Genomic DNA, 14,804 nt, shown 5'->3' with positions numbered 1-14,804 from the left:
TCAGGCCCCGGCGCCGGTCTCGTCGATCCCGGCGACGGGTTCGACGGTGACGTCGTTGACCGCGGCAACAGCCTCGGCCGGAGCGTCATTGGACTCGTAGTCGTCACCGAGATCCACCGGAAGCCGTTCGGCCGCCTTGTACTTCAGCGCGGCCTCGATGAACGACCGGAACAGCGGATGCGGGCGCGTCGGACGACTCTTGAGCTCCGGGTGCGCCTGCGTCGCGACGAAGAACGGGTGCACCGACTTGGGGTACTCGACGAATTCGACGAGGTGCCCGTCGGGCGAGGTCCCCGAGAAGACCAGACCCGAATCGGCGATCTTGTCGCGGTAGGCGTTGTTGACCTCGAAGCGGTGACGGTGACGCTCGGACACCTCGCGGGAGCCGTACGACTCGGCCACGACCGAACCCGCCTTCAGGACGGCGTCGTAGGCGCCGAGGCGCATGGTCCCGCCCAGGTCCGCTTCACCGGCCACGGCGTCGGCCTGGTCCGCCATCGTCGAGATCACCGGATGCGGGGTGTCGGGATCGAACTCCGTCGAGCTGGCCTCGTCGAGCCCCACCGACCGGGCGGCCTCGATGACCACGCACTGCAGACCGAGGCACAGGCCGAGCAGCGGGATGCCGCGGCGGCGGGCGTAGGAGATCGCGCCGACCTTGCCCTCGATACCGCGGATGCCGAAGCCTCCGGGGATCAGGATCGCGTCGACGTCGCCGAGTGCGGCCTGCGCACCAGCCGGGGTGTCGCAGTCGTCCGACGGCACCCACTTGATCTCGGTGCGCGCCTTCCAGGCGAAGCCACCGGCACGGATGGCCTCGGTGACCGACAGGTAGGCGTCGGGCAGATCGACGTACTTGCCGACCAGCGCCACCCGGACCGTCTCGCGCGGCTCGTGGACCCGGTGGAGCAACTCGCCCCAGACCGTCCAGTCGACGTCGCGGAACGGCAGCCCGAGCTTGCGGACGACGTACGCGTCGAGGTGCTCGTTGTGCAGCACCTTGGGGATGTCGTAGATCGACGGTGCGTCGGGGGTCGAGATCACGCCGTCGAGTTCGACGTCGCACATCAGCGCGATCTTCTTCTTGAGCCCCTCGGGCACGTCGCGGTCGCAGCGCAGGATGAGCGCGTCGGGCTGGATACCGACGTTGCGCAGCGCGGCGACGGAGTGCTGGGTGGGCTTGGTCTTCAGCTCGCCCGACGGCGCCAGGTACGGCACCAGCGACACGTGCAGGAAGAACACGTTGTCGCGGCCCACGTCGTGGCGCACCTGGCGAGCGGCCTCGATGAACGGCAGCGACTCGATGTCGCCGACCGTGCCACCGATCTCGGTGATGACGACATCGGGAACCTCACCGTCGGCATCGGGTTCACCCATGGCCAGCACCCGGGACTTGAGTTCGTCGGTGATGTGCGGGATTACCTGCACGGTCTCACCGAGGTACTCGCCGCGCCGTTCCTTGGCGATGATCGTCGAATACACCTGTCCCGTGGTCACATTCGCCGATTGCGAAAGGTTCCGGTCCAGGAAGCGTTCGTAGTGTCCGACGTCGAGGTCGGTCTCCGCGCCGTCCTCGGTGACGAAGACCTCTCCGTGCTGGAAAGGATTCATCGTGCCGGGATCGACATTCAGATAGGGATCGAGCTTCTGCATCGTGACCCGTAGGCCCCGAGAAGTGAGAAGTTGACCCAGGCTCGAAGCCGTGAGGCCCTTACCCAGTGAAGAGGCGACGCCACCAGTGACAAATATGTGCTTGGTGTCGTGAACGTGTCGCAAAGGTCGCAAAAGCGTATCTCCCGTCGGCCGAATCGGGGCCGATGCCCTGATTACCTACGGGACTCCAGGGTAACACCACTCGGCACGGCCACCGTACCGCCACACCGGCGCGCGGCGTGGCGGCCCTCACTCCGGGACCGGATTACACAGGCGGTGGCGGCCGGGACGGTGGTCAGGCGGCCGGTTTGCCGTCGGCCCCGACGGTGACCGCGGTGGCGCCGGCGCCGGTGCCGTAGGCCCCGGTCGCACCCTTGCCCTCGGCGGCGAGCGCCAGGACCGTCGTGATGAGACCGGTCGGCTGGTCGACGTTGTCGACCGTGGACACCGCGTTGGCCAGCGACGGGTCGGCACGAACCACGGCGATGGGTGAGCCCCCGTTCGCCGAACCGGTCCTACCCACGAGCACCCCGCCCACGCCGCGGACGGATGCCGCCGCGGCAAGCCGGGCCACGAGCGCACCCTGTGCACCCGAGTCGGGACCGAACTCGTCTCCGGTGACCACGACCATCAGATCCGCCGGTGTGACGGCGTTGTTGGCGTAGTCGATGAATCCGCCGTCGCGCAGGGCCGCCAGACCGGTCCGACGGTCGCCGGACGACGCCGGCCGGGTGGTCTTGCCGGAGAGCACCAGCGTTCCGAGGAGGTCACCGGCCCGGCTGCCCGAGTCGGTCAGCTCGGCACGGAGCATCGCGCCCGGCGGGATCGTCTGGTCGACGATGGTGCGCAGTTGCTCGGCGTTCTGGTCGCTCAGCAGCGACTCGGTGAGCGCGATCTGACCGGCGAAGCGCGCACCGGCCCCGGAGATGTTCTCCTTCACGGCGTCGACGTCGGCGTCGGCCGCGTTGGGGGCGGTCACCACCAGAACTGACTGTCCGCGCAGGGTGTTGGCGATGAGCCGGGGCCCGATCGCCAGATCGAAACTGTTGGACGCGTTCAGTTTCGCGTTCAGGTCGTCACGCTGGTCCTCGAGATCACCGATCCGGTCCCGGCTGGTGCCGGTCATCGAATTCACCCGATCGCCGACGAACCCCGAGCCGAGGAACAGTCCGAGCGCCAATGCCAGGAATACCGCGACCAGTGAGATCGCATGCTGTCGTAGCGAAATCATCGCCTATCGGTTCCAGACCTCTCGCGCCCAGTCCAGCAGCGCATTCCACTGCGTGACAATCCAATCGGTGACGTCGGTGCCGGTGTTGGACAGCAGCAGCGCCGCGATCACGGCGACCAGTGCGGCCAGGACGACACATGCGATGGCGGCGCCGGACACGCGGCTGCGGTACAGCGTCGCAACGGCTTTCGCGTCGACGAGCTTCTGCCCCACCTTGAGTCGGGTCAGGAACATCGACGGGTTGCTCTCGCGGCGCGAACGGTCGAAGAAGTCGTCGAGCGATCCGGGGTAGCCGACGGTGACGATCAGGTCGGCGCCGTGGTAGTCGGTCAGCAGCAGGGCGAGGTCTTCCGCGGAGCCGGCCGCGGGGAAGGTGGTCGCGCCGATGCCGAGATCCTGGATGCGTTCCAGGCCGGTCGCGTGACCGTCGGTGTCGGCCGGGAGCACCAGCTGCGCACCGGATTTCAGCGTCGGCGTCTTGATGTGCTCGGGATCGCCGACGATGATCGCGGGCTTGTACCCGGCCTTCATCAAGGTGTCCGCACCGGTGCCGACACCCACCATCACCGGCTGGTACTCCTTGATGAACGGCTTGAGCGAACGCAGATCCGCAGCGCGGTCGGCGCCCTCGCCGACGATGACCACATGCCGGCCGGCGAGGTTTGCGTCGATCTCCGGCACGCCGACGCCGTCGATCAGCAGCGGCGACTCGCTCCGGATGAACTCGATGGTGTTGCCGGAGAAGGCCTCCAGGTGGTCGACCAGACCCGCCTTGGCGCCGATCATGATGTCGGCGATGTCACGCTCGTCGAGTTCGGTGCCGAGTGCCAGGCGACGCTCACCGACGAACAGACGGTCATCGTGGACCCGCACCTTGGCGCCGTCCTTGACGCGCTTGAAGATCTCCGGGCCCACGTCGTCGAGCAGGACGATGCCCGATGCGACCAGCACCTCCGGACCGAGGTTCGGGTAGCGGCCGGTGATGGAGCGCGAGACGTTGACCACCGCGACGACGTTCGCCTCGACGAGCGCGTCGGCGGTCACGCGGTCGAGATCCACCTCGTCGAGGATGGCGATGTCACCGGGGCCGACCCGACTCAGCAGCCGTTTGGTGTTCTTGTCGATCCTGGCGATACCGGTCACGCCAGGCAGTTCTTCGGTGTTACGCGCGAGCAGTGCAGGCATCTTCATGACCGCAATGATTGACCGAAGACACGGCCGAGCCAGGGAGGCGCGCCGTAACACGAGAAACTTTTGTCACACGAGTAACACGGGTTCCAACCCGTCGACGGTCAGTGAGCGGCCCGCTCCGCCTCCGCGATGGCGAGCAGTTCCTCCGCGTGGGCGCGTCCGGTGTCGGACTCCCCCAGGCCGGCGAGCATGCGCGCCAGCTCGGCGACCCGTTCGTCCCGGTCGAGGGTCCGCACACTGCTGGTGACCAGCGCGCCCTTCTTGGACTTGCCGATGACGAGGTGGTTGTCGGCGAAGGCCGCGACCTGCGGGAGGTGGGTGACGACGATGACCTGGTGGGCGCGGGCCAGACGTGAGAGCCGCTTGCCGATCTCGACGGCGGCGCGCCCGCCGACGCCGGCGTCGACCTCGTCGAACACCATGACCGAGCCGGAGGTCGGGGCCGCGAGCACCACCTCCAGCGCGAGCATCACGCGCGACAGTTCGCCGCCCGACGCAGATTTCGCGATCGGCAGCGGCGTGGCCCCGGGATGTGCGACGAGAGCGAATTCGACCTTGTCGGCGCCGTCCGCGCCGGCATGGGCACGGGTGCCGTCGACCGTGATCGCGAGTCGGTCCTCGGGCGAGGCCGGTTCGGGCCCCACGGAGACCGCCAGCGCCGAGTCGCCCATCGCGAGGCCCTTGAGTTCCTTGGACACCTTGTCGGCCATCGACGACGCCGCCTTGACGCGCAGGGTGTGCAGCTTTGTCGCGGCGGACTCGACCTTCTCCAGCGCCGCGGCGGCCTTGGTCTCCAGTTCTTCGATCGACGACCGGGGGTCCTCGATCTCGGCCAGGCGGGCCTGCGCCTTGTGCCGCCAGTCGATGACCCCGTCGACATCGGGCGCGTACTTGCGCACGAGTGACTTGAGCTCGGCCTGACGCGCGAGGAGTTTGTCGAGTTCGTCGGCATCGGCCGGCAGGCTCGAGGTGAACGCCGTCAGTTCGGCACCCACGTCGGTGATGACCGTGAGCGCCTCGGCGACCCGCGGGACCAGACCGCGCAACGTGTCGTCGGCAGCCCCTTCGAGGAGCGTGCGAACCGTACCCAGCCCTTCGATGACCGACGACCCCGAGTCGCCGGCGACGATGTGGTGCGCCTGGTCGGCGGCGCCGCGAATGGATTCCAGGTCGGACAGGCGCCGGATCGTCGCGGTGAGTTCCTCGTCCTCACCCGGGACCGGGTCGACCGCGGCGATCTCCTCGATGCCGAACCGCAGCCGGTCGGCTTCCTGGGCGAGCTCGCGGTAGTTGGCGCGTCGGGCGTCGAGTTCGTCGAGGATCTGCACCCACGTGGTCCGCGCTTTGCGGTACGCCTCCAGTGCAGCAGTCGCCTTCGAACCGCCGAAGGTGTCGAGCGCGGCGCGCTGATGCTCCGGTCGCAGCAGACGGAGCTGATCGTTCTGGCCGTGGATGGCGAGGACTGCGGTGGTGAGCTGGCCCATCACGCCGACCGGTACCGACCGGCCACCCAGGTGTGCCCGTGATCGTCCGTCGGCGCTGACCGACCGGACCGCGATGACGGTGTCGTCGTCGTCGAGTTCGGCGCCGGTGGAGTCGAGGATCTCGGCGACCATCGGGTCCTTCTGCACGCCCTCGGCGTTCGCCAGCCGGAACCGGCCCTCGACGATCGCCTTGGCGCTGCCGGAGCGGACCCGGGTCGCGTCTGCACGCGCCCCGGACAGCAGGTGCAGGCTGGTGACGATCATCGTCTTGCCCGCACCCGTCTCGCCGGTGAGCACCGTGAAACCCGGATGGAAGCGCGCCTGCGCCTCCTCGATGACACCGAGTCCGGTGATCGACAGTTCTTCGAGCACCCCTATGCCTGCCTCCCTCGCCATCCCGTGACCGGGAGGGCGAACTTGGTCACGAGCCGGTCGGCGAACGGATCGGAGTCGATCCGGATCCAGCTCACCGAGCGCTCGCTGCGTACGACCTCGACGCGGGCGCCGGCCGGCACGTCGAGTGCTCGACGGCCGTCGCACAGCGCCACCGCCGAGCGTCCGTTCTTGTCCACTTCCACGGCGATGCGCGACCGCGGGCTCGTCACCATGGGCCGCGCGAACAACGCATGGGCGTTGTTCGGGACCACGAGGATGGCCTCGAGGTCCGGCCACATCACCGGACCGCCCGCCGAGAACGCGTAGGCCGTCGACCCGGTCGGGGTCGCGACCAGCACACCGTCGGCGCCGAACGCCGACACCGGGCGTCCGTCGACCTCGGTGACGAGTTCGAGCACGCCGTTCTTGCTGGTGTTGAGGATCGCCACCTCGTTGAGCGCCCAGCTGCTCGCCGTCGGCGGGTCAGGGTCCGCCGGGTCGACGATGTCGATCTCGAGCGTCATGCGCGGCTCGATGCGATAGTCACGGGCGATGAGCTGGGTCATCACCTCGTCGACCTTGTGCGCCTCGGACTCGGCGAGGAATCCGATGTGCCCGAGATTGATGCCCAGGACCGGCACCTCCGCCGGGTAGGCCAACTCGGCGGCGCGCAGGAACGTGCCGTCACCGCCGAGGACGATGACGAGCTCGCAGCCCTCGGCCGACGCGGACTCGGCCGTGGTGACCTCGACGACGGCGCCCAGGGAGCGGAGATATTCGGGATCGACCGGGATGTTGCCCGGCCGCTCCGGCTCGCCCTCCCGGTTCCGGTAGATCACGTCATGGTCGGGAGCATCCCGGTCGAGGGTGTCGTGGTCGACGACGCGCAGCGCGACACCGGCGGCTCCGCAGTGCCGGGCGATGGCCTCGATCGTCTCGAGGACGTTCTCGCGTCCGGTGTGGGCGACCACCAAGAACTCGCGGGCACCGGCGGACTCGGTTACCGAATCGTCGGTCACTGGTGGTTCCCTCCCAGAGAAGTGTGGTCGGACAGGTGCGGTCGAGCAGGATCGAACTGAACAGGCGCCGGTCGGTACGGACTCAGCGCGGCCCCTCCGCAACCGCACGATCGATCATGGAGCGGAGCTCGTCGGACGAGCCCGACCGGTCGACCCTATCGCTCTCCCCCGACTCCTCGCCTGCCCGGTCACCGGGCCCGTTGCGCAGCCAGAGGAAGAATTCGACATTGCCCGACGGTCCGGGCAGCGGACTGGCCACGACGCCACAGGTCTCCAGCCCGAGGGCGGCGGCCTCGGTCGCCACTCCCAGGACGGCCTCGGCCCGCAACGCGGGATCGCGTACGACGCCACCGGACCCGACGCGGTCCTTCCCCACCTCGAACTGGGGTTTGACCATCGGCAGCAGATCGGCCCCCGGCCGCGCGCATCGGGCGAACGCGGGAAGGACGAGTCCGAGCGAGATGAAGGACAGGTCGGCGACGACGACGTCGACCGGACCACCGATCGCCTCCGGCTCGAGGTGCCGCACGTTGGTGCGGTCATGCACATGGACGCGGTCGTCGTTCTGCAGACGCCAGATCAGTTGTCCGTAGCCGACATCCACGGCGACGACCTCGCGCACGCCGCGACGCAGCAGGACGTCGGTGAAGCCACCTGTCGACGCCCCGGCATCGAGACACCGGCGTCCGGCCAGCGTCAGACCCTGGGGTTCGAACGCCTCGAGCGCCCCCAGCAGTTTGTGGGCACCGCGTGACGCCCAGTCGTCCTTCGGTGCCTCGACGACGACGATCGGGGTGTCGCGGGTGACTCCGGTCGCGGCTTTCGCCGCCACCGTTCCGTTGACCTTCACGACGCCGGCGTCGACGAGTTCGCGGGCCTGTTCCCGGGACCGTGCCAATCCGCGTCGGACGAGTTCCGCGTCGAGTCGTGCTCTGGTCGCCACGTCAGTGCCGCGTCCGGGTTTGGCTCATCGGCGGTCCACCGCATCGAGCGCAGCGGTGAGCGAGTCGTGAGCCTGCTCGAGGAGATTCGCCTGGCGCTCGAGGGCAGCGAGCGAGAAGGTGTCCCCGACGGACTCGCGGACCTCGTCGACCTGCGCCAGGAGCTCCGACACCGTGGCTTCGACGTCCGGGAGGTCAAGCTCGGAATCCGGGCCCGACGGCGCGTCGTCGTCCAGGGCTGCCATCGGGTCGTACTGGTGACGCGGCATGGCGCCCGGACCGGGTCGGGGCGCCATGCTGTTCGGTGTCGGACCGCTGCTCAGGTCCGAACGACCGCTCTCGTCACTCGGATAGGTCATCGTGAACCACGCTAGCCGACGAGGGTGACACCCAGCGAAGCCAGCTTGTCCCGCGCCGTGCCCTCGGCACGAATCCTCAGCTCCTCGGGATCGGCGACACCGGCGTCGACCGCCGCCCAGGTGGCGGCTGCAACCGCCGGCACGAGACCGATCTGGTCGCCCGAGCCGGACACGGTGACGGTGGATCCGTCCACGTCCACCTTCCAGCCGGGCTGGTCGGACACGCGCACCGAGTCGATGTCGTCGAACATGCCGGCCAGATCGTCGACGACGTAGGTGGGTCGCTGTTCCGGTGGCGCGGCCAGCAGGTCGGTGACCGTGCTGACGCCGGTGAGGACCAGAGCGCTCTCGATGCCGACGGCGTGTGCACCCTCGATGTCGGTGTCGAGACGATCGCCGACGACGAGCGGGGCGTTGGCCGCAGCCCGCGTGATGGCATCCGCCATCAGCGGCGCGGCGGGCTTGCCGGCGACGAGCGGTTCCTTGCCGGTCGCATTGCGCAGGGCGGCCACCATCGAGCCGTTGCCCACGAGCAGCCCGCGTTCGGACGGCAACGTGGCGTCGACGTTGGTCGCCACCCACAGGGCGCCGGCTCGGATCGCCAATGCGGCCTCGGAGAGCTGTGCCCAGCCGGTGTCGGTCGAATGGCCCTGGATCACGGCTGCGGGCCGATCGTCGGCGCTCCGCGTGACACCGATGCCGACTTCGCGGACCTCTTGCGCCAGGCCGTCCGTGCCGATGACCAGCGCCCTCGAACCCGGTGCGAGATGTTCGGACAGCAACCGGGCTCCCGACTGCGCACTGGTGACGACCAGGTCTTCGGTGGCGTCGAAGCCGAGTTCACGGAGGTGCGCGGCGACCTCGGCGGGCCGACGGCTGGCGTTGTTGGTCACGAAGAAACGCGGGATGTCGAGCCGGTCGAGGGTGTCGACCGCATTCGGCAGGGCCTGGTGTCCGGCGAACACGGTCCCGTCGAGGTCGAGCAGGAGCGCGTCGTAACGATCGACGAGTGCCTGCGACCCGGCGCCGTCCTCCGCGACGTAGCTCGACGTCGCCGACAGGTCGGCGGTGCCCTCCACACTCTCGATCGAGTCGGCGTCGACGGACTGCTGCTCGCGCACAGTCTCGTTCACCGCCTCCGGGACCGCGACGTCGGGGGTCTCGTCCTCGACCTTCGCGGGCGCAGCACTCGACTCGGCTGCGGTCGACCTGGCTGGGGTCGACTCGACGGCAGGTTCGACGGAAACAGGCTCGGTCTCGGCGGGCTCGGTAGAGACCGGAGCTGCGGAGACCGGAGCTGGGCTCTCGGGTTCTGCCGCCGGTGCAGCCGAGACCGCGGAATCGGCGAGCACATCGACGCCGTTGACATCCTGCTCGTCGACGGCCGCGGGTGCGTCGTCGCCGGCGAGCTCGGTCAGACGGAACTCGGCGTCGGTCACGTCATCGATGTCGGCAGCGGCCGCATTCATGAACCAGGTGACCGATTCGTCGCGTCGGCCGGATGCGTACAGCGCGGACGCGTACGCGTAGAACAGTCGCGCGGGACCGGTGCCGACCTGGCCGGGCTTGAGATTCTCGGCCTGCAGCGTCACGACCGCCTTCTCGGGCTCGCCGAGGTCGATCCGTGCACCGGCTTCGACGATGCGCATCTCGGTGGCATCCTCACCCTTGAGCGCACGACCGTCGTCGCCGCGGGCGATCTCGACGGCACGCTCCGGACGACCGAGCCCACGCTCGCAGTCCGCGATGAGGGGCAGCAACGAGGTGTTGCCGGTGATCCGACGAGCGGCACGCAGCTCGGTGGCCGACTCCTGCCACTCGCCGGCGTTGTAGGCGGCGATGCCCGCCGTCTCCCGGACCACACCGACACGCGATGCGCGGCCGCGGGCGGCACGAGCGTGTTCGAGAGCCAGGGCAGGCTCTTCGAGGAGGAGTCGCGAGACCATCACCAGGTGCTTGGCGACGATCTCGGCGTTGGTCTTGTCGAGAGTCAGGAGGTCGCGACGAACCTCCGGGTCGAGGTCCGACGCATTGACATCATCGGGGAACGGAGGGCCCTGCTGCCGGCGACCACCGTCGCCGCGCTCGCGGCCCGGGCGTTCCGGACGTCGCCCTCGACCCGAGTCGCTCTGACCGCGGGATCCCCGCTGACCTCGGGGACCGCCCTGGCCCCGAGACTCCCGCTGATCTCGTGTATCACGCTCACCGCGTCCGTCGCGCTGCGGACGATCACGATCACTCATAGCTGCCAATCTATGCCCTTGAACCTTGGTGGGAAGCACCGACGCCCACGTCGAGACGACGTGGGCGAACGAGAAAAGCCCCGTATCCGACGAAAAATTTCATCGAATACGGGGCCCTTCTGAAATTGTGTTCGGCGGTGTCCTACTCTCCCACACTGATTAAGGTGCAGTACCATCGGCGCTGGAGGGCTTAGCTTCCGGGTTCGGAATGGGGCCGGGCGTTTCCCCTCCGCTATGGCCGCCGTAACTCTATAAAACAACCCACAACAGGCTATTTGTTTGTTGTGTGTTGTTTCAGAAGTGTCATAGTGGATGCGATCACACGGGGGCTACGCCCCCGTGAACCCCCAAAAACATGTAGGGGTCTTGCTGTGTGAACAACAGTGTTGTTGGTAAGTCCTCGGCCGATTAGTACCAGTCACCTGAACACATTACTGTGCTTACAGTTCTGGCCTATCAACCCCATGGTCTGTAGGGGGCCTTAACCCTGCTAAGAGGGTGAGAAACCTCATCTTGGAACAGGCTTCCCGCTTAGATGCTTTCAGCGGTTATCCCTTCCGAACGTAGCTAACCAGCGGTGCCCTTGGTAGGACAACTGGCACACCAGAGGTTCGTCCGTCCCGGTCCTCTCGTACTAGGGACAGGTTTCCTCAAGTTTCTTACGCGCGCGGCGGATAGAGACCGAACTGTCTCACGACGTTCTAAACCCAGCTCGCGTGCCGCTTTAATGGGCGAACAGCCCAACCCTTGGGACCTACTCCAGCCCCAGGATGCGACGAGCCGACATCGAGGTGCCAAACCATCCCGTCGATATGGACTCTTGGGGAAGATCAGCCTGTTATCCCCGGGGTACCTTTTATCCGTTGAGCGACACCGCTTCCACTTGCCGGTGCCGGATCACTAGTCCCGACTTTCGTCCCTGCTCGACATGTACGTCTCACAGTCAAGCTCCCTTGTGCACTTACACTCAACACCTGATTGCCAACCAGGCTGAGGGAACCTTTGGGCGCCTCCGTTACATTTTGGGAGGCAACCGCCCCAGTTAAACTACCCACCAGGCACTGTCCCTGAACCCGATCAGGGTCCGAGGTTAGAAGTCCAATACGATCAGAGTGGTATTTCAACAACGACTCCATGAACACTGGCGTGCCCACTTCACAGTCTCCCACCTATCCTACACAAACCGAACCGAACACCAATACCAAGCTATAGTGAAGGTCCCGGGGTCTTTTCGTCCTGCCGCGCGTAACGAGCATCTTTACTCGTACTGCAATTTCGCCGAGTCTGTGGTTGAGACAGCAGAGAAGTCGTTACGCCATTCGTGCAGGTCGGAACTTACCCGACAAGGAATTTCGCTACCTTAGGATGGTTATAGTTACCACCGCCGTTTACTGGGGCTTAAATTCTCAGCTTCACCACCGAAGTGATTAACCGGTCCTCTTAACCTTCCAGCACCGGGCAGGCGTCAGTCCGTATACATCGTCTTACGACTTCGCACGGACCTGTGTTTTTAGTAAACAGTCGCTTCTCTCTGGTCTCTGCGACCCACACCAGCTCAAACCGTAAAGATCGTCACCAGTCTGGGTCCCCCTTCTCCCGAAGTTACGGGGGCATTTTGCCGAGTTCCTTAACCACAGTTCTCTCGATCGCCTTAGTATTCTCTACCTGACCACCTGTGTTGGTTTGGGGTACGGGCCGTGTACCAACTCACTAGAGGCTTTTCTCGGCAGCATAGGATCATGGAATTCACCACTTCGGCTACGCATCACCTCTCAGGCTGCATGTGTTCCGGATTTGCCTAGAACACGCCCTACAGGCTTACACCAGTACAACCACTGACTGGCCCCACTACCTTCCTGCGTCACCCCATCGCTTGCCTACTACCAGCCAAGGTCCCATGCATCACCCCACCCGGCACCCGAAGGTGCTCCCGGGGGATCTGGATGGTTAGTACAACTGATTCAGCATGGGCGCGGATACACGGGTACGGGAATATCAACCCGTTGTCCATCGACTACGCCTGTCGGCCTCGCCTTAGGTCCCGACTCACCCTGGGCGGATTAGCCTGGCCCAGGAACCCTTGGTCATTCGGCGGAAGAGTTTCTCACTCTTCTTTCGCTACTCATGCCTGCATTCTCACTCCCACACCCTCCACCACTAGATCACTCTGCGGCTTCCACGGATGCAGGACGCTCCCCTACCCACCCACACACCTGGTTGATTCTCCGTAGAAAACCAACGGGCTGTTGTGTGAGTGCCGCGGCTTCGGCGGTGTACTTGAGCCCCGCTACATTGTCGGCGCAGGATCACTTGACCAGTGAGCTATTACGCACTCTTTCAAGGGTGGCTGCTTCTAAGCCAACCTCCTGGTTGTCTTCGCGACCCCACATCCTTTTCCACTTAGTACACGCTTAGGGGCCTTAGCCGGCGATCTGGGCTGTTTCCCTCTCGACTACGAACCTTATCGCCCGCAGTCTCACTGCCACACTCTCACTTACCGGCATTCGGAGTTTGGCTGACGTCAGTAACCCTGTGGGGCCCATCGGCCATCCAGTAGCTCTACCTCCGGTAAGAAACATGTGACGCTGCACCTAAATGCATTTCGGGGAGAACCAGCTATCACGGAGTTTGATTGGCCTTTCACCCCTACCCACAGCTCATCCCCTCCATTTTCAACTGAAGTGGGTTCGGGCCTCCACGACGTCTTACCGTCGCTTCACCCTGGCCATGGGTAGATCACTCCGCTTCGGGTCTAGACCCGGCGACTCTAACGCCCTATTCAGACTCGCTTTCGCTACGGCTACCCCACACGGGTTAACCTCGCCACCGAGCACTAACTCGCAGGCTCATTCTTCAAAAGGCACGCCATCACCCACAGCCACAAGGACTCACAGGCTCTGACGGATTGTAAGCGTCCGGTTTCAGGTACTATTTCACTCCCCTCCCGGGGTACTTTTCACCTTTCCCTCACGGTACTTGTCCGCTATCGGTCACCAGGAAGTATTCAGGCTTACCGGGTGGTCCCGGCAGATTCACAGCAGATTCCACGAGCCCGCTGCTACTTGGGCATCCATCACGCAAGACCATGTGTTTTCAGCTACCGGACTCTCACCGTCTACGGCAGACCATTCCAGGCCACTTCACCTAACACACGATTTTCTGACTCACGCTTCCACAGGCAGATGGAAGAAGACGAACCCCACAACACCACACACACAACCCCTACCCGGTATCACATGCGCATGGTTTAGCCTCATCCGCTTTCGCTCGCCACTACTCACGGAATCACATATTGTTTTCTCTTCCTATGGGTACTGAGATGTTTCACTTCCCCACGTTCCCTCCACACCCCCTATACATTCAGAGGTGGGTAACACGACATCACTCGTGCTGGGTTTCCCCATTCGGACACCCTCGGATCACAGCTCGTTTGACAACTCCCCGAGGACTATCGCGGCCTACCACGTCCTTCATCGGCTCCTGGTACCAAGGCATCCACCGAACGCCCTTACACACTTACAACAACACCTACACCCACAGGGGCTCCGCCCCGTGAACCCCCAAAAACCAGGGCCCACCAAGAGACACAATCCCCCACCAGTGTAGACATCACAAAAACATTTCTGCTAAATCACAGACCAACAAAAAATTGTTGATTTGAAATAAAGATGCTCGCATCCACTATGCACTTCTCAAACAACACACACCATCCCACCGCCCACACCTCCGCGCCCCATCACAGGACACCTCACCAGCATGATTGGCCGAACAGCTAGGTCAAAGACAACCCACACACACCCGAAAGCATGCCGCGTGTTCTCTCAGAACCCCGATAGCGTGACAATGAACCCACCGGCCTCACGACCTGGCAGCAACCCAACTGCCACCACCATGTAGCGGCAACAGTCATCGGTTTGTCTGATGTTTCACCCTCGAACACACCCGCCGTGACTCATTCGGCCACAGAAGCGGGGGTCCACGGGGGCCAAGCCCCCGTGCGTTGTGCTCCTTAGAAAGGAGGTGATCCAGCCGCACCTTCCGGTACGGCTACCTTGTTACGACTTCGTCCCAATCGCCGATCCCACCTTCGACAGCTCCCTCCCACAAGGGGTTAGGCCACCGGCTTCGGGTGTTACCGACTTTCATGACGTGACGGGCGGTGTGTACAAGGCCCGGGAACGTATTCACCGCAGCGTTGCTGATCTGCGATTACTAGCGACTCCGACTTCATGGGGTCGAGTTGCAGACCCCAATCCGAACTGAGACTGGCTTTAAGGGATTCGCTCCACCTCACGGTATCGCAGCCCT

General features: G+C 65.0%; 8 protein-coding genes and 3 rRNA genes. All 11 read right to left on the bottom strand.

Annotated elements, in window-relative coordinates; all coding sequences use genetic code 11:
* Entirely contained in the window at positions 1-1,785 is a 1,785-nt protein-coding gene (locus BLU62_RS05335) for a CTP synthase (protein ID WP_074848504.1), read from the bottom strand.
* A gap of 163 nt (positions 1,786-1,948) precedes the next feature.
* The gene (locus BLU62_RS05330) at positions 1,949-2,884 is read right to left on the bottom strand and encodes a copper transporter (protein WP_074848502.1); all 936 of its coding nucleotides are present in this window, start codon (positions 2,882-2,884) and stop codon (positions 1,949-1,951) included.
* Between the two features lie 3 nt (positions 2,885-2,887).
* Positions 2,888-4,075, bottom strand: a complete 1,188-nt coding sequence (steA, locus tag BLU62_RS05325; RefSeq protein WP_074848500.1) for a putative cytokinetic ring protein SteA — start codon at positions 4,073-4,075, stop codon at positions 2,888-2,890.
* A 101-nt stretch (positions 4,076-4,176) separates the two neighbouring features.
* The gene (recN, locus tag BLU62_RS05320) at positions 4,177-5,931 is read right to left on the bottom strand and encodes a DNA repair protein RecN (RefSeq protein ID WP_074848498.1); all 1,755 of its coding nucleotides are present in this window, start codon (positions 5,929-5,931) and stop codon (positions 4,177-4,179) included.
* 2 nt (positions 5,932-5,933) lie between these two features.
* Positions 5,934-6,953, bottom strand: a complete 1,020-nt coding sequence (locus BLU62_RS05315) for an NAD kinase (protein WP_074848496.1) — start codon at positions 6,951-6,953, stop codon at positions 5,934-5,936.
* A gap of 82 nt (positions 6,954-7,035) precedes the next feature.
* Positions 7,036-7,896 (bottom strand): TlyA family RNA methyltransferase, encoded by an 861-nt coding sequence (locus tag BLU62_RS05310; protein ID WP_074848494.1) that lies wholly within the window; start codon positions 7,894-7,896, stop codon positions 7,036-7,038.
* A gap of 24 nt (positions 7,897-7,920) precedes the next feature.
* On the bottom strand, positions 7,921-8,253 hold the full coding sequence (locus tag BLU62_RS05305) for a hypothetical protein (protein ID WP_074848492.1): 333 nt from the start codon (positions 8,251-8,253) through the stop codon (positions 7,921-7,923).
* A gap of 11 nt (positions 8,254-8,264) precedes the next feature.
* On the bottom strand, positions 8,265-10,496 hold the full coding sequence (locus tag BLU62_RS05300; RefSeq protein ID WP_084811736.1) for an HAD-IIA family hydrolase: 2,232 nt from the start codon (positions 10,494-10,496) through the stop codon (positions 8,265-8,267).
* Positions 10,497-10,625: 129 nt separating this feature from the next.
* Positions 10,626-10,742 (bottom strand): 5S ribosomal RNA (gene rrf / locus BLU62_RS05290).
* A gap of 142 nt (positions 10,743-10,884) precedes the next feature.
* A 23S ribosomal RNA gene (locus BLU62_RS05285) occupies positions 10,885-14,018 on the bottom strand.
* Positions 14,019-14,509: 491 nt separating this feature from the next.
* Positions 14,510-14,804 (bottom strand): 16S ribosomal RNA (locus BLU62_RS05280); the annotation flags it as partial.

It is taken from the genome of Gordonia westfalica, from assembly GCF_900105725.1.
In the GTDB taxonomy this organism is placed as follows: Bacteria; Actinomycetota; Actinomycetes; order Mycobacteriales; family Mycobacteriaceae; genus Gordonia; species Gordonia westfalica.
The sequence above is the reverse complement of the archived record's forward strand: the minus strand, read 5'-3'. Positions and strand labels throughout refer to the sequence as shown.

What these genes read in the sequence shown, in the direction of transcription:
- BLU62_RS05330 (WP_074848502.1), bottom strand. Translation starts at nt 2,884, where the DNA reads ATGATTTCGCTACGACAGCATGCGATCTCACTGGTCGCGGTATTCCTG.
- steA (WP_074848500.1), bottom strand. Translation starts at nt 4,075, where the DNA reads ATGAAGATGCCTGCACTGCTCGCGCGTAACACCGAAGAACTGCCTGGC.
- BLU62_RS05305 (WP_074848492.1), bottom strand. Translation starts at nt 8,253, where the DNA reads ATGACCTATCCGAGTGACGAGAGCGGTCGTTCGGACCTGAGCAGCGGT.
- BLU62_RS05300 (WP_084811736.1), bottom strand. Translation starts at nt 10,496, where the DNA reads ATGAGTGATCGTGATCGTCCGCAGCGCGACGGACGCGGTGAGCGTGAT.